14 protein-coding genes are annotated in these 14475 nt (G+C 69.9%); 7 read left to right on the top strand and 7 right to left on the bottom strand.

All coding sequences use genetic code 11. From position 1 onward, the window contains the following. Positions 1-3 precede the first annotated feature (3 nt). The 4 genes from prpB to H286_RS0113595 form a co-directional block, all read right to left on the bottom strand. Positions 4-903: a methylisocitrate lyase gene (gene prpB / locus H286_RS0113610; RefSeq protein WP_020098604.1), complete on the bottom strand. Its 900-nt coding sequence runs from the start codon at positions 901-903 to the stop codon at positions 4-6. A 160-nt stretch (positions 904-1063) separates the two neighbouring features. Further along, positions 1064-2590, bottom strand: coding sequence for an MmgE/PrpD family protein (locus H286_RS0113605; protein WP_020098603.1), 1527 nt, complete (start codon positions 2588-2590; stop codon positions 1064-1066). Further along, on the bottom strand, positions 2587-3258 hold the full coding sequence (locus H286_RS0113600) for a GntR family transcriptional regulator (protein WP_018187435.1): 672 nt from the start codon (positions 3256-3258) through the stop codon (positions 2587-2589). The genes H286_RS0113605 and H286_RS0113600 overlap by 4 nt, the downstream gene beginning before the upstream one ends. Before the next feature lie 57 nt (positions 3259-3315). Then, entirely contained in the window at positions 3316-3924 is a 609-nt protein-coding gene (locus tag H286_RS0113595; RefSeq protein WP_018187436.1) for a TetR/AcrR family transcriptional regulator, read from the bottom strand. Between the two features lie 66 nt (positions 3925-3990). On the opposite strand from H286_RS0113595, the gene H286_RS0113590 reads away from it, so the two are divergent. After that, positions 3991-4968 (top strand): zinc-binding dehydrogenase, encoded by a 978-nt coding sequence (locus H286_RS0113590; RefSeq protein ID WP_020098602.1) that lies wholly within the window; start codon positions 3991-3993, stop codon positions 4966-4968. A gap of 49 nt (positions 4969-5017) precedes the next feature. Beyond that, the gene (locus H286_RS0113585; RefSeq protein ID WP_018187438.1) at positions 5018-5551 is read left to right on the top strand and encodes a ribonuclease H family protein; all 534 of its coding nucleotides are present in this window, start codon (positions 5018-5020) and stop codon (positions 5549-5551) included. Position 5552: 1 nt separating this feature from the next. Here the strand turns inward: H286_RS0113585 and H286_RS0113580 are convergent, their stop codons facing one another. Together H286_RS0113580 and H286_RS0113575 are read right to left on the bottom strand one after the other, a co-directional pair. Continuing rightward, positions 5553-6029: an NUDIX domain-containing protein gene (locus H286_RS0113580; protein ID WP_020098600.1), complete on the bottom strand. Its 477-nt coding sequence runs from the start codon at positions 6027-6029 to the stop codon at positions 5553-5555. Positions 6030-6045: 16 nt separating this feature from the next. Further along, positions 6046-7059: an aldo/keto reductase family protein gene (locus H286_RS0113575; RefSeq protein ID WP_020098599.1), complete on the bottom strand. Its 1014-nt coding sequence runs from the start codon at positions 7057-7059 to the stop codon at positions 6046-6048. A gap of 171 nt (positions 7060-7230) precedes the next feature. On the opposite strand from H286_RS0113575, the gene H286_RS0113570 reads away from it, so the two are divergent. The 3 genes from H286_RS0113570 to H286_RS0113560 are packed head-to-tail and all read left to right on the top strand — an operon-like array spanning position 7231 to position 10081. Beyond that, complete coding sequence (locus H286_RS0113570; protein ID WP_020098598.1) at positions 7231-8274, top strand: ABC transporter substrate-binding protein; 1044 nt, start codon at positions 7231-7233, stop codon at positions 8272-8274. Beyond that, entirely contained in the window at positions 8247-9323 is a 1077-nt protein-coding gene (locus tag H286_RS0113565; protein ID WP_018187442.1) for a FecCD family ABC transporter permease, read from the top strand. Before H286_RS0113570 ends, H286_RS0113565 begins: the two co-directional genes overlap by 28 nt. After that, positions 9320-10081, top strand: a complete 762-nt coding sequence (locus tag H286_RS0113560) for an ABC transporter ATP-binding protein (protein ID WP_020098597.1) — start codon at positions 9320-9322, stop codon at positions 10079-10081. The genes H286_RS0113565 and H286_RS0113560 overlap by 4 nt, the downstream gene beginning before the upstream one ends. A 33-nt stretch (positions 10082-10114) precedes the next feature. Here H286_RS0113560 and rlmN read toward each other — a convergent pair whose 3' ends face one another. After that, positions 10115-11341, bottom strand: coding sequence for a 23S rRNA (adenine(2503)-C(2))-methyltransferase RlmN (rlmN, locus tag H286_RS0113555; RefSeq protein WP_020098596.1), 1227 nt, complete (start codon positions 11339-11341; stop codon positions 10115-10117). 90 nt (positions 11342-11431) lie between these two features. Here rlmN and H286_RS0113550 point away from each other — a divergent pair, with 90 nt between their 5' ends. Next, positions 11432-12325 carry a PRD domain-containing protein gene (locus tag H286_RS0113550; protein WP_020098595.1) on the top strand — a complete coding sequence of 298 codons (894 nt, stop codon included), beginning with the start codon at positions 11432-11434 and terminating at the stop codon, positions 12323-12325. A gap of 219 nt (positions 12326-12544) precedes the next feature. After that, on the top strand, positions 12545-14404 hold the full coding sequence (locus tag H286_RS0113545; protein ID WP_020098594.1) for a beta-glucoside-specific PTS transporter subunit IIABC: 1860 nt from the start codon (positions 12545-12547) through the stop codon (positions 14402-14404). Positions 14405-14475: the final 71 nt, after the last annotated feature.

The raw sequence follows: 14475 nt of genomic DNA, 5'->3' as shown, positions 1-14475 counted from the left end.
CCGTCAGCGGTCGATGCGGAAGGTGAAGACGTTCGTGTCGAAGTGGTTGTACGACTCGTAGTCGATGAGGTCGTACAGGTCGGCGCGGTGCTGCATCTCGCCGAGGCGGGACGTCAGGTGCCCCTCGTCGATCAGCGTATCGAGCGCACGCTCGGCCGCGCCCATCGCGATGCGCAGGAGCGACACCGGCCAGATCACGATGTTCACCCCGACGTCCCGCAGCTGGTCGACCGTGAACAGGTCGCTCTTGCCGAACTCGGTCATGTTCGCGAGGATCGGCACGTCGACCGCCTCGCGCACGGCGGCGAACTCCTCGAGGGTCCGCATCGCCTCGGGGAAGATCGCATCGGCGCCGGCATCCACCAGTTTGCGCGCGCGGTCGGTCGCGGCATCCAGCCCGTCGACGGCCCGGATGTCGGTGCGCGCCATCACGAGGAAGTTCGAGTCGCGACGCGCGTCGACGGCGGCGCGGATGCGCTTGAGTGCCGTGTCCTCGTCGACGACCGCTTTGCCGTCCAGATGGCCGCAGCGCTTCGGGTTCACCTGGTCCTCGATGTGCGCACCGGCGATGCCGGCGTCCTCGAGGGTCTGGATCGTCCGCGCCACGTTCATGGGCTCGCCGAACCCCGTGTCGGCATCGATGATCGCGGGGAGCTCCGTCTGGCGGGCGATCTGCTGGCCGCGGGCGGCGACCTCGGTCAGGGTCGTCAGTCCGATGTCGGGGAGCCCGAGATCGGCGGAGAGGACGGCGCCCGAGATGTAGACGCCCTCGAAGCCCTTCCGTTCGATGAGGCGGGCCGACAGCGGGTTGAACGCGCCGGGGAAGCGCAGGAGTTCCCCCGTCGCGAGCCGCTCGCGGAACAGACGGCGCTTCTCGTGCGCGGGTGTCTGTGCGTACAGCATCAGCGCGCCTCCCTTCCGCCCACGGGGTGTTCCGTATTCAGTCCCGACGTATCGTCGCCGTCGACACGCGCCCCTGAACCGCGCGGTTCGAGACACCCGCCAGGGTGGACGCACGAGCGCAGAGACTGAATACCGAACGCTCGACCCATCAGCCCGGTCATCAGAACAGCCCCTTCGGGGCCGGCGCCGCTTCGAGCACGCCCGGCGCCGCAACGATGTCGAGCTGCCGCACCTCATCGGCCGTCAGCTCGGGCAGGCGCTCCACCAGCGCGAGGAACCGGTCGATCTCGGCGGGCTCGAGCACGTGCTCCGCCAGCAGGCGGAACTTGCGCACGTAGTCCGCGCGGGCGAACGGGCGGGCTCCGAGGGGGTGCGCATCCGCGACGGCGATCTCGTCCACGACGGTCGAGCCGTCGGTCAGCGTGATCTCCACGCGGCCGCCGAACGCCTTCTCGTCCGGGTCCTCCGAGTGGTAGCGCCGCGTCCACTCGGCATCCTCGGCGGTCGTGACCTTGTGCCACAGCTCGACCGTGTCGGGGCGGCCGGCGCGCTCGGGCGCGTACGAGTCGACGTGGTGCCAGCCGCCGTCCTGCAGCGCGACCGCGAAGATGTACGGGATCGAGTGGTCGAGCGTCTCGCGGGATGCCGTGGGGTCGTACTTCTGCGGGTCGCCGGCGCCCGAGCCGATCACGTAGTGCGTGTGGTGGCTCGTGTGCAGCACGATCGAGGCGATGTTGGCCGGGTCGCGGAGTTCGGGCCGCTCGGTGCCGAGCTTGCGGGCGAGGTCGATCCAGGCCTGCGCCTGATACTCGGCCGAGTGCTCCTTCGTATAGGTGTCGAGGATGCCGCGCTTCGGCTCGCCGGCTCCCGGGAGCGGCACGTCGTACGCGGCGTCCTTGCCGTCGAGGAGCCAGGCGATGACGCCGTCCTCCCCCTCGTAGATGGGCGACGGCGACGTCTCGCCGCGCATCGCACGGTCGACCGCTTCGACGGCCATCTTGCCGGCGAAGGCGGGGGCGTGCGCCTTCCACGTGGAGATCTCGCCCTTGCGCGACTGACGCGTCGCGGTCGTGGTGTGGAGAGCCTGGCCGACGGCCTGGTAGATCGTGTCGACGTCGAGGCCGAGGAGCGTGCCGATGCCCGCGGCCGCCGAGGGGCCGAGGTGTGCGACGTGGTCGATCTTGTGCTTGTGCAGGCTGATCGCTCGGACGAGGTCGACCTGGATCTCGTATCCGGTGGCGAGGCCGCGGACGAGCGCGGCGCCGTCGGCGCCGACGTGCTGCGCGACGGCCAGGATCGCGGGGATGTTGTCACCCGGGTGCGAGTACTCCGCCGCGAGGAACGTGTCGTGGTAGTCGAGCTCGCGCACGGCGACGCCGTTCGCCCACGCCGCCCACTCGGGGCTCGTGCGGGTCTCGTTCGGCACGCCGAACACGGTGCCGCCGTACCCGCCGGCCGACACCGGGTGCGACAGCGCCTGCGAACGGGCCGCGCTGACGGGTCGACGGGTGAGGGATGCCGCGGCCACCGCCGCGTTGTCGATGATCCGGTTCACGATCATGTCGATGACGTCGGACTCGACCGCGACCGGGTCGACGGCGACCTGGGCGATCTTGTAGGCGAGCTGCTCCTCGCGGGGAAGCGGCTCGTCGCTGCGGTAGACGCGGACGTGGTGGGTGACGGTCATGTCGTTTCCTCCGGGGTGTCGGACAGGGAGTCGAGTATCGAGGTCAGGGCGTTGTGCAGGTGCACGTGCGTCGCGTGCGCGGCGAGGTCGGCATCGCCTGACGCGATCGCGCTCGCGATGAGACGGTGCTCCGAGACGGATGCCGCGAGTCGTTCGGGCTTGTCGCGGGCGAGACGCCGGACGCGTACGAGATGCGTGCGGACGGTGCGCAACGCGGACGTCAGGTAGTCGTTGCCGACGGCCGCGTCGAGCTCCGCATCGAATCGCGCGATGAGCGCGTAGTACGCGTCGGCATCGGAGACGGGCCCATCGCCGGCGTCGACGGCGGCGAAGTCCGCGGCGAGCGCAGCGAAGACCGAGCGATCCGACGCACGCGAGGCCAACCGCGCCGCCGTCTCCTCCAGCGCGCGGCGGACGTCGAAGAGAGCGCGGATGTCGTCGACGTCGATGCCGGTGACGACGGTGACCCGCGGCGATGCCTGCTCGACGAGCCCATCGGCGGCCAGACGGCGGAGCGCCTCACGCAGCGGAGTCCGGCTCACCCCGAGCCGCGCAGCCTGCTCGACCTCGCCCAGCACGGCGCCGGGGCGCAGCGTGCCGTCCTGGATCTCGCCCAGCAGCGTCTCGTACGCGCGCACGCCGGCGAAACGCGCGGGGGCATCGGTCATGGCCTCAGTGTATGCACAAGGCGACCCTCCGGGGGCGGGCGAGCCTGAATCGGGAAGTTATGTATACACGGACACGGCACCGGCATCCCATGAGGCGACGGCCGTCAGCACGGCCTCGAGGCTGCGGTCCGCGGCATCCGGATCCACCCTCGCGACGGCAAGCGCCGCGATGACGAGCGATGCGCAGACCTCCGCCAGCGCCGCTCGCGACCCTGCGGAGATCTCGGGTCGCGCGGAGTCGACGCCCGCAGCGATCGCGGATCGGAGCTCATCCGTGTAACCCGTGACGAGCGCACGCACGTCCGGATCGTCGTCGACGACGGGTGCGCACGCGGCGTTGAGCAGCAGGCATCCCGCCTGCGCCCGGGGGGTGCCGCTGGCGATCGCAGCGCGCATCTCGGCGATGTACCGCTCGAGCGCCTCGGGACCGGCATCCGCCTGATGCAGGCGACCGATGCGCGAGCGCACGACCTCATCGAGGTACCGCGCGACGACGGCCTCGAAGAGCCCCTTCTTGCTGCCGAAGGCGTGGTAGAGGCTCGAGCGCTTCAGACCGGTCGCTTGCTCGAGCTCCCCGATGCCGGTCTCGGCGTAGCCGCGCGCCCAGAAGACGTCGCGCGCGGCGCGGATGACGTCGTCGCGGTCGAATGCGCTGGTGCGGCCCATGGTGGATCCTCTCGGTCACTCGTAGTATATTGTACCGATCGTTACAAAATGACGCTTGGAGAAAACATGCGCGCAGTCACCCACCCCGTTTTCGGCGAACCGGCCGACGTCCTGGAGACGACGGAGACCCCCGACCCGACGCCCGGCGCCGGTGAGGTCCGCGTCCGCCTCCTCGCCTCCCCCATCCACAACCACGACCTGTGGACCATCCGCGGCACCTACGGCTTCAAGCCGGAACTCCCGGCCCGCTCCGGCACCGAGGCCGTCGGCGTCGTCGAAGAGCTCGGTGGGGGCGTCGAGAACCTGCAGGTCGGTCAGCGTGTCGCCACCGGCGGCACCTTCGGCGTCTGGGCCGAGCAGTTCGTCGCCCGCGCCGCAGGCCTCATCCCCGTGCCCGAGGGCCTTCCCGACGAGCAGGCCGCGCAGCTGGTCTCCATGCCGTTCAGCGCGATCAGCCTCATCGACTTCCTCGACCTCAAGCCCGGCGACTGGATCGTCCAGAACGCCGCCAACGGCGCCGTCGGCCGCATGGTTGCTCAGATGGGTCGCGCCCGCGGCCTGAACGTCGTCGGCCTCGTCCGCCGCAGCGCCGCCGTCGCCGAGCTCGCCGATCAGGGTATCGACCGCATCGTCGCCGTCGACACCGACGACTGGCGCGACAAGGTCGCCGAGATCACCGGCGGCGCCTCGATCATCGCCGGCGTCGACTCCGTCGGCGGCGAGTCGAGCGGCCATGTCCTCTCGCTCCTCGGCGAGAACGCCACCCTCGTCGTCTTCGGCGCGATGGATGCCCCGGTCATGGAGCTCGCCTCGGGTCCGGTCATCTTCCGCCACATCACGATCAAGGGCTTCTGGGGCAGCAAGGTCAGCACCGAGATGGATGCCGCCAAGCGCGGCCAGCTCTTCGGCGAGCTCGCCCAGCACCTCTCGTCCGGCGTCCTGACCCTCCCGGTCTCGGCGACCTTCCCGCTCGAGCAGGCGCGCGACGCCGCCCGTGCGAGCCTGACCGCCGGCCGCGTCGGCAAGGTCCTGCTGCGCCCGTGACCCGGGGCCTGTGCGCGGCCTCCGTGCCGCGCACGGGTACCGTGGACCGGTGACCGAAACCTCCCGCTATGTCGTGGCCACCGACGGCGCCTGCAAGGGCAACCCCGGACCGACGGGGTGGGCCTGGGTCGGCGAGGACGGCCACTGGGCCGCGGGCTCGGTCATCCAGGGCACCAACAACGTCGGCGAATTGCTCGGTCTCCTGAAGGCGATCGAGGATCACGCGGATGTCAGCGAGCTCGTCGTCCAGGCGGACTCGAAGTACGCGATCGACACCTACGAGAGGTGGATGGACGGTCACCGGCGCCGCGGCTGGAAAACCTCCACCGGTGCGCCGACCAAGAACGTCGACCTTCTCGAGCAGCTGATCGTGGCTCGTGACGCCCGCCGCGCGGCAGGCCTTCCCGACGTCGTACTCGAGCATGTCCGCGGCCACCGGGGTCACGTCCTCAACGAGTGGGCCGACGAGCGCGCCGTGCGCGGGGCGGAACACGCGGCATCCGGCAAGGAATCCGCGTGGTCGTCGCTCGGCGGCAAGCACGAGAAGCTCGACGTCTCCGAGGCGCCCAAGAAGAAGCGCTGACTCAGCGGGCCTGAGCCAGCAGCTCCACCAGCCGATCGAGTGCGGGCCGCTGCCCCTTCACGACGCGTTCACGGGCTCTGGCCAGCGGCATCCACTCTGCGCGATCGACCTCGGGGAATGATGCCGTCCGGCCCGATCGTGGCGGCCACTCCATCTCGAACTCGCCGAAGACGAACGCGTCCGCCTCGAAGCCCGCACCGTCGGCGACGAAGACCGTCACCCGCTTGCCCGACGAGTACGCGAACGTGCCGAGCTCGGCGTAGTCGACCTCGGGCGGCAGGACGCCGAGCTCTTCGTCGAACTCCCGCTTCGCGGCATCCAGCGCATCCTCGCCGTCCTCGAGCTCGCCCTTCGGGATCGACCAGGCACCCTCGTCCTTGTTCGCCCAGTACGGCCCGCCCATGTGAGCGACGAACGCCGACACCCCGCCCTCACCGTCGAGACGGTAGAGCAGGATGCCGGCGCTGTGCGTGGCCACGGACGGGCGACGCGCGTCAGATCAGACGGGACTTCGGTGAGACCGAGTACGTCTCCTCCGGGTCGGTGACCGCTGCCGGCGCGAGCGCATCGTTGATGGCGGCGTACGTGTCGTCGTCGAGCTCGATGCCCGAGGCCTTCACGGTGTCCTCGAGCTGCTCGGGACGCGACGCCCCGATGATCGCCGCGGCGATGTTCGGGTTGTGCAGCACCCACGCGAGGGCGAGCTGCGGCATCGTGACGCCCGCACCCTCGGCGATCGGCTGCAGCTTCTGCACGGCGGAGAGGGTCTCGTCCTTCATGAAGCGCTTGATCATGTCGGATCCGCCCTTCTCGTCGGTCGCGCGCGACCCCTCGGGGAGCGGCTGACCCGGCTTGTACTTCCCGGTGAGGACGCCCTGCGCCAGCGGCGACCAGACGATCTGCGAGATGCCGAGCTCCTCGGAGGTCGGGACGACCTTGCCCTCGATGACGCGCCACAGTGCGGAGTACTGCGGCTGGTTCGAGACGAGCTGGAAGCCCAGTTCCTTCGACAGCGCGTGTCCGGCGCGGAGCTGCTCAGCGGTCCACTCGCTGACGCCGATGTAGAGCGCCTTGCCCTGACGGACGATGTCGGCGAAGGCCTGCATCGTCTCCTCGAGCGGGGTCTCGTAGTCGTAGCGGTGCGCCTGGTAGAGGTCGACGTAGTCGGTGTTCAGTCGCTTCAGCGAGCCGTTGATGCCCTCGAGCAGGTGCTTGCGCGACAGCCCATGGTCGTTCGGCCCCTTGGGACCGGTCGGCCAGTAGACCTTCGTGAAGATCTCGAGGGACTCGCGGCGCTGACCCTTGAGTGCCTCGGCGAGGACGGACTCGGCCGCCGTGTTGGCGTATGCGTCGGCGGTGTCGAACGAGCTGATGCCGAGGTCGAGGGCCTTGTGGACCGTCGCGATCGCCGCGTCGTTCTCGACCTGGGACCCGTGGGTGAGCCAGTTGCCGTAGGTGAGTTCGGTGATCTTGAGGCCGCTGTTGCCCAGGAATCGATAGTTGACCATGTCACCGACGCTACTCCCGGGCCTCGTCCGGATTCGCCCCTTGACAGAGTCTCGCCAAACGCGGCGGACGGCGTCGAGGCACCCGGTGCCCGGCGGGGTGATTCGGGAAGGTAAGGCTTACCTTGCTACGATCGACCATCGACGTCCCCGGCCCCCGACGAGAGACCATCGATGCCCTTCCCCCGCCGTTCCGCTCTGCTCGCCACCCTGACCGTCGCCGCCCTCGCCCTCTCGGGCTGCGGGGCCTCCGAGGTCGTGACGCAGAAGGCCGCCTCCTCCGGCGAGGAATCGACCGACTACCCGCTCACGATCGAGAACTGCGGGCGGACGGTCGAGGTGGATGCGGCGCCGCAGCGCGTCGTGTCGCTCGATCAGAACTCGACCGAGATCCTCCTGTCGCTCGGCCTCGCCGACCGCATCGTCGGCACCGCGTCGTGGACGGACCCCGTGCTCCCATCGCTCGCCGAGGCGAACGAGGACGTCCCGCGCCTCGCGGACAACGCCCCGACCTACGAGGTCGTCCTCGGCACCGATCCGGACTTCGTGACGGCGTCGTTCGGGCGCCACTACGCCGAGGGCGGCGTCGTCACGCGCGATCGGTTGGATGAAACCGGCATCGGCTCGTACCTCTCGCCCACCGACTGCTCCGACGACCGGAGCGTCAACGGCGGCGGGACGCGCACCGCCCCGCTGACCGTCGACGACCTCTACCGCGAGATCAGTGAGCTCGCCGAGATCTTCGACGTCCCGTCCCGCGGCGACGCGCTCATCGCCTCACTGAAGAAGCGCGCCGCGGCAGCCGTCGAGGGCGTCGACTTCGGCGGCGAGAAGGTGCTGTTCTGGTTCGCCGACACCCGCACGCCCTACGTCGCGGGCGGCAGCGGCGCCCCGGCGATCCTCGCGCGCGAGACCGGCATGACTCCCGCGTTCCCCGCCGAGACCGACGACTGGCCGGCCACCTCCTGGGAGGCCGTCGTCGACGCCGCGCCCGACGTGATCGTCCTCGGCGACCTGCAGCGCGACCGCTTCCCCGGTGACCGACTCGACGACAAGGTCGCCTTCCTCGAGAGCGACCCCGTCACCCGCTCGCTCGACGCCGTGAAGAACACCCGCTTCATCGCCCTGCACGGCGCCGAGATGAACCCCTCGATCCGCTTCGTCGACGGACTCGAGAAGATCCGCGCCTGGTGGGACGAGAACGAGGCGGGGCGCTGACCGCCACCGCGGCGCTGCCTCATCGCCGGGCCCGCCGCATCCCGCTCGCGATCGTCGCCACGGCGCTGTCGGTCGGCCTCGTCGTCCTGACGATCGCCGTCGCGCTGACGCTCGGCCCCGCGAACGTGTCGCTCGTGAACGTCCGCGACGTGATCACGAACCACCTCGGCCTCACCGACATCCCCGTGCGCGTCGCGGCCGACGCGATCGTCTGGCAGGAGCGCCTCCCCCGGGCGCTCGTCGCCGCGGCGTGCGGTGCCGGTCTCGGGCTCTGCGGCGTCATCCTGCAGTCGTTGCTGCGAAACCCCCTCGCCGACCCGTTCGTCCTCGGCGTCTCCTCCGGCGCCTCGACCGGCGCGGTCCTGTTCGGCGTGTTCGGGATCGGCGGCGGCATCCTCACCCTCTCGGGCGGCGCGTTCCTCGGCGCACTCGTGGCGTTCGGGCTCGTCCTCGTCGTGTCGCGCTTCACGGGCGGGGGCACCGCATCGTTCATCCTGGCGGGCATCGCGGCGACGCAGTTCTTCTCCGCGCTCACCTCACTCGCCGTGTTCGCCTTCGCCGACTCCGACGAGACGCGCGGCGTGATGTTCTGGCTCCTCGGCTCGCTCGAGGGCGTCCGCTGGGACGACGTCGTCCTCTGCGCCGTCGTCGTCCTCATCGGCTCGGTCGTCGCGGTCGCCTCGGTGCGCCCACTCGACGCCTTCGCGTTCGGCGACGACGTCGCGGCATCCCTCGGCATCCATGTCGCGCGCACCCGGATGCTGCTCCTCGTCCTGACGGCGCTGATCGCCGCAACCCTCGTCAGCGTCGCCGGCGCGATCGGGTTCGTCGGGCTGGTCCTGCCCCACGCCGCACGCCTGATCGTGGGCTCCCGTCACGCCCGCGTGATCCCCGTGACGATCGGTCTCGGCATGGTGTTCATGATCGGGGTGGATGCCGTGTCCCGCGTCGCGTTCGCGCCGACACCGCTCCCCGTAGGTGTCGGCACCGCGCTGATCGGTGTGCCGGTCTTCGTCGCCCTCCTCGTCCGACGTCGGAGGCGCGCATGAGTCTCGTCGCCGAGCACGTGTCGTGGCGCCGCGGTGGCGCCCTCGTCGTCGACGACGTCTCGCTCGCACCGAAGCCCGGATCCGTCGTCGGCCTCCTCGGCCCCAACGGGTCGGGCAAGTCGTCGCTCCTGCGCCTGCTGCAGGGCATCGCGAGACCCGACGCGGGCCGGGTCCTGCTCGACGGTTCCGACCTGCGGCACCGCGGACGTCGCGAGGTGGCGCGGACCGTCGCCGCGGTCACGCAGCACGCGACGACCGAGGTCGACCTCACGGTCCGCGACGTCGTCCGCCTCGGCCGCACACCGCACGCCTCGCTCTGGGGGCCGGATCGCGCCCGCGACGATGAGGTCGTTGACGCCGCCCTCGCGCAAGCGGGCCTGACGGCGAAGGCCGGTGCCCGCTGGCACACCCTCTCGGGCGGCGAGCAGCAGCGCACGCAGATCGCCCGCGCCCTCGCGCAGGAACCCCGCGAGCTCCTACTCGACGAGCCGACCAACCACCTCGACATCCGCCATCAGCTCGAGCTGCTGAGCCTCGTGCGGACCCTCCCCGTCACCGCCGTCGTGGCCCTCCACGACCTCAACCTCGCGGCGATGTTCTGCGACGAGGTGCTCGTCCTGGCCGCCGGCCGCGCCGTCACGGCCGGCCCTCCGGCCGAGGTCCTCACGGACGGACTCATCGAGGAGGTCTACGGCGTCCGGTGCCGTGTCACGGTCGACGACGGTCGGCCGACGATCGCCTTCACGCCACCGGCGTGACGGATGGCACAGTCGCCACCCGCGTGACCGGGCTCAGACGGATGCTGCCGCGGCTACCTGGTCGTCCTCGGTCGCCACGAGCTGGCCGCACGCGCCATCGATCTCCTTGCCGCGGGTGTCGCGGAGGGTCGTCGGGATGCCGGCCTCGTTGAGGCGCCGGACGAACTCGTTCTGCACGTCGACGTCCGACGAGGTCCAGATCGATCCGGGCGTCGGGTTGAGCGGGATGGGGTTCACGTGCACCCAGCCGCGGCCGCGCTGGTTGAGCTTCTCGGCGAGGAGGTCGGCGCGCCAGGCGTGATCGTTCATGTCCTTGATGAGCGCGTACTCGATCGAGACGCGCCGGCCGGTCTTCTCGAAGTACTCGCGCGCAGCGTCGAGGGCCTCGTCGACCTTCCACCGCGAGTTCACCGGGATGAGCTCGTCGCGCAGGAGGTCGTCGGGCGCGTGCAGCGACAGCGCGAAGGTGACCGGGATCTCCTCGGCGCTCAGCTTGCGGATCGCGGGCACGAGGCCGACGGTCGAGATCGTGATGCCGCGGGCGCTCATCCCGAGGCCGTGCTTCTTGTCGACCATAGTGCGGACGGCCTGCATGACGCGGGCGTAGTTGGCGAGGGGTTCGCCCATCCCCATGAAGACGATGTTCGTGACGCGCTCGTCCTTGTGTCCCACCTTGCGGGGGTCGCCGAGGCCGCCGTCGGCGATGAGCCGGTTGGCACGGACGACCTGGTCGACGATCTCGGCCGCCGACATGTTGCGCGTGAGCCCGGCCTGACCGGTGGCGCAGAACGGGCAGTTCATGCCGCAGCCGGCCTGGCTCGACACGCACAGCGTGATGCGGCCGGTGTAGCGCATGAGCACCGACTCGACGAGGGCGCCGTCATGCAGACGCCACAGGAACTTGATCGTGTCGCCGCCGTCGGTCTCGAGGCGGCGCACCTCGGTCATGAGGTTCGGCAGGAGCCCACCGACGAGCTCCTCGCGGTTGCCCGCCGGAAGGTCCGTCATGTGGGCGGGATCCGACGTGTAGTGCTGGAAGTAGTGCTTCTCGAGCTGCCCGGCGCGGAAGCCCGGCATCCCGAGCTCGGTCAGCTTCTCGACGCGCGCGGCGTGATCGAGGTCGGCGAGGTGCACCGGCGGCTTGCCGCGCTTCGGGCTCGCGAACTGCAGGAGCGGGCGACCCTCGGCATCCTTCGCCTGCGTCCACCCCTCGGTCGCGGGCCGCACCTGCTTGGGGGATGTCGTGCGCACGGCGGACATGCCCTCAGGGCGCGCGGAGGGGGACTCGGTCATGGTCCCAGGCTACCGGGACGGGCTGGGCGGATGCCGGGCGGCCCTAGACTCGTCGCCATGACGGATGGGGCTCCGCAGCGTCGCGGAACGGTTGCGCACAAGGTGCTCAACAACAACGTCGTGATCTCCCTCGACGAGCAGGGTCGGGAGCGGGTGCTCATGGGCCGCGGCCTGGGGTTCCAGCTGAAGCCGTCCGACACCCTCGACCCCGCCAAGGTCGAGAAGACCTTCATCCTCGACACCGGGGAGGACGGCGAGCGCGAGCGCCGCATGCTCACCGACACCCCGTACGCGATCATCGAAGCGGTCTCCCGGGCCGTCGACCAGGCCGAACGATCGCTCGGTCACCAGCTCGGCCGCCCGCTGACGATCGCCGTCATCGATCACGTGCAGTTCGTGCTCGAGCGGCTCGCGAAGGGGATCCGCATCCCGGTGGCGAACATGCCGGAGCTGCGGGTCCTGCACCCCGCGGAGTTCGCGGCCGCCAAGGCCATGGCCGAGTCGATCTCGGCTGCCCTCGACACGGAGCTGCCCGCGGAGGAAGCCGTCTTCCTCACCATGCACGTCCTCAACGCGACCCGCGACGAACCCAACGGCACGGCGGCACTGCTGTTCCGGCGTGTGCAGCACGTCGTGATGACGGTCGAGAACGGCCTCGGCGTCTCGCTGGACGTCGACAGCCCCGACTACGCGCGGTTCGTCCTGCACATCCAGTTCCTGCTGCAGCGTCTCGTGTCGCGGACGATGCTCCGCAGCGGAGACAGCTCGTTCTTCGAGTTCGCGAAGCACAGCTACCCGCGCTCGTTCGCCATCGCCCAGGAGGTCAAGGCCTACGTCATGGCGGCGACCGAGTCAGAGCTGACGGATGAGGAACTGCTCTACGTGATCGTCCACGTCGAGCGCCTGGCCTCCCAGGTCGGCGCCGCAGCCACGGGGACCGCCGAGGACTGAACCCCTGGCGCTTTCATGCGGGCGCATGCTAACGTGACGTTCCGCAGGGCGATGCAGCCCTGCACGCGACGGATTGTTACTGCGGCAGCAGGCAAAACCTGAACTCACATCGCTTTCGAGCGATGAACGAGTTCAGGTTTTTTTGTTGCCCGGAAACGGACCCGACGCGTGCCCCACCCGAGACTGCCGCGCCGATGCGGCAAGGAAGAGCGTGTCCCCATGGACTACTCGAAGACCGCGGCCGGAGTCCTCCAGGGCGTCGGCGGAGAAGAGAACGTCAGTTCACTCGTGCACTGCGCGACCCGGCTGCGTTTCGTGCTGAAAGACGAGTCGAAGGCCGACACCGCCGCCGTGAAGGCGACGCCCGGTGTCGTGACGGTGGCTCAGGCCGGTGGCCAGTACCAGGTCGTCATCGGCAACGACGTTCCCGACGTCTTCGCCGAGATCGGCAAGATCTCGAAGCTCGGTGCAGCCTCTTCCGACGGCGCCGCGAACGATGCCCCGAAGGGCAATCTGTTCAACCGCTTCATCTCGATGATCTCGTCGATCTTCACCCCCGTCCTCTGGGCGCTCGCCGGAACCGGTCTGCTGAAGGCGTTCCTGGCCGCGGCGGTGACCTTCAACTGGATCACGACGGACACGACCACCTACGCCGTCCTCAACGCCCTGTCGGACGCGTTCATCAACTTCCTGCCGATCGCGCTGTCTATCACCGCCGCGCGGTACTTCAAGGCGAACGAGTGGACCTCGCTGGCCATCGCCGGAGCCCTCGTCTACCCGACGATGGCGGGCCTCGTGGGCCAGCCGGGTCTCACCTTCTTCGGCATCCCGTTCACGATGGTCAGCTACGTCTCGAGCGTCATCCCGATCATCGTGGTCGTCTGGCTCCAGAGCCACGCCGAGAAGTTCCTCTACCGCGTCCTGCCGGGCGCGGTGAAGCGCTTCATGACCCCGATGATCGTGGTGCTGATCGCCGTGCCTCTCGTGTTCGTCGTCATCGGCCCGATCTCGGACCTCCTCGGCGGCGGCCTCGGCAAGGGCATCGGCTGGGTCTTCGACAACGCTCCGTGGGCGGGCGGCGCCATCATGGGCGGCCTCTGGCAGGTCTTCGTGATCTTCGGGCTGCACTGGGGCCTCGTCCCGCTGTTCACCCTCGAGTTCCAGACGACGGGGCAGATCCTGCTCGTCGGGCCCGTGTTCGCCGCCGTCCTCGCGCAAGCAGCCGCCGTCGCCGGCGTCTGGTTGCGCGCCCGCAACAAGAACCTCAAGTCGCTGGCCGCGCCCGCGACACTGTCGGGCTTCCTCGCCGGCATCACCGAGCCCGCGATCTACGGCATCAACCTGCCGCTCAAGCGCCCGTTCGCCTTCGGTATCGTCGGCGGCGCGATCGGTGGCGCGATCATCGGCATCGGCGGCGTCTTCGCGAAGGCGTTCGTCGTCCCCTCCGGTCTCGCCCTCCCGGCGCTTTTCGGCAACGGCAACATGATCATGCTCATCATCGGCCTCGCCGTCGCGATCGTCGTCCCGTTCCTGCTCACCGCGATCGTCGGCTTCGTCGAGCCGGCCGAGGATGCCGCCCCCGCGCCGGCCTCGGCGGAGAACGACCTCGTCGTCCTCAGCCCGCTCGACGGGACGGTCGTCGACCTGTCCGAGACGCCGGATGCCGCGTTCGCGGAGGGTGCGCTCGGCGACGGCGTCGCGATCCTCCCCCGCAGCGGCGCCCTGTACGCGCCGTTCGATGCGACGGTCGCCGCGGCCTTCCCGACCGGTCACGCGATCGGTCTGCGTCACGCCGACGGCGCCGAGGTGCTGATCCACATCGGCATCGACACCGTCAAGCTCGCCGGACAGCACTTCGATGTGAAGGTCACCACCGGCCAGCAGGTGAAGGCCGGCGATCTGCTCCTCGAGTTCGACGGCGACGCGATCGAGAAGGCCGGGTACGACCTGACCACCCCGGTCGTCGTCACCAACGGCGAGCTCTACCCGGCGATCACGGACCGCGCCTCGGGCCCCGTCGCGCACGGCGAGCCGCTGTTCACGGCGGTCTCGGTCGAGTCCGCTGCCGTCACGGCCTGACCCGATCCGGATGCCGGGTGTCCCGCACCCGAAGCGGGGCACCCGGCATCCATCCTCCCCCTCGAAGACAC

This window comes from Microbacterium sp. 11MF (assembly GCF_000383475.1).
GTDB classification, from domain to species: Bacteria; Actinomycetota; Actinomycetes; order Actinomycetales; family Microbacteriaceae; genus Microbacterium; species Microbacterium aquilitoris.
This window is presented reverse-complemented; position numbering and strand designations above follow the sequence as displayed.

Bases quoted from the DNA above. Each gene is read 5' to 3' on its own strand.
- prpB (WP_020098604.1), bottom strand. From the start codon at position 903: ATGCTGTACGCACAGACACCCGCGCACGAGAAGCGCCGTCTGTTCCGC.
- H286_RS0113605 (WP_020098603.1), bottom strand. From the start codon at position 2,590: ATGACCGTCACCCACCACGTCCGCGTCTACCGCAGCGACGAGCCGCTT.
- H286_RS0113600 (WP_018187435.1), bottom strand. From the start codon at position 3,258: ATGACCGATGCCCCCGCGCGTTTCGCCGGCGTGCGCGCGTACGAGACG.
- H286_RS0113595 (WP_018187436.1), bottom strand. From the start codon at position 3,924: ATGGGCCGCACCAGCGCATTCGACCGCGACGACGTCATCCGCGCCGCG.
- H286_RS0113590 (WP_020098602.1), top strand. From the start codon at position 3,991: ATGCGCGCAGTCACCCACCCCGTTTTCGGCGAACCGGCCGACGTCCTG.
- H286_RS0113575 (WP_020098599.1), bottom strand. From the start codon at position 7,059: ATGGTCAACTATCGATTCCTGGGCAACAGCGGCCTCAAGATCACCGAA.
- H286_RS0113570 (WP_020098598.1), top strand. From the start codon at position 7,231: ATGCCCTTCCCCCGCCGTTCCGCTCTGCTCGCCACCCTGACCGTCGCC.
- H286_RS0113560 (WP_020098597.1), top strand. From the start codon at position 9,320: ATGAGTCTCGTCGCCGAGCACGTGTCGTGGCGCCGCGGTGGCGCCCTC.
- rlmN (WP_020098596.1), bottom strand. From the start codon at position 11,341: ATGTCCGCCGTGCGCACGACATCCCCCAAGCAGGTGCGGCCCGCGACC.
- H286_RS0113550 (WP_020098595.1), top strand. From the start codon at position 11,432: ATGACGGATGGGGCTCCGCAGCGTCGCGGAACGGTTGCGCACAAGGTG.
- H286_RS0113545 (WP_020098594.1), top strand. From the start codon at position 12,545: ATGGACTACTCGAAGACCGCGGCCGGAGTCCTCCAGGGCGTCGGCGGA.